Annotated in this window: 1 pseudogene; it reads left to right on the plus strand. The window is 70.1% G+C overall.

The features are described from left to right. Window positions 1-405 (plus strand): annotated as a pseudogene (locus tag ACODT0_RS42440) (aminotransferase class III-fold pyridoxal phosphate-dependent enzyme); the annotation flags it as partial.

Below are 405 nucleotides of genomic sequence, written 5' to 3' on the forward strand. Positions count from 1 at the left end.
TCAGCGCCTGGAGCAAGTCGATCGCCAATGGCTACGCACTCGCGGCCGTGACCGGCGTCGACGCGCTGCGCGAGGCGGCCACGCGCATCTACACCACGGGCTCGTTCTGGTCGGGCGGTGTGGCGATGGCCGCGGGCCTGGCGACGATCGAAGTGGCGGATGCGCAGGACGTGGTGGGCCATGTGCAGGCCATGGGCCAGCGCTTCCGCGATGGCATCGCCGCGCAGGCTGCGAGCCATGGCGTGCCGGTGCGCCAGACGGGCCCGGCGGCGCTGCCGCTGATCTTGTTCGACGAGGACCCGGGCTTCGACAAGGGCGCGGTGTTCACCATCGAGGCGCTGCGCCGCGGCGTCTACCTGCATCCGAAGCACAACATGTTCCTGTCGCTGGCACACACCGTGCAAG

The organism is Variovorax sp. FG153, assembly GCF_057809595.1.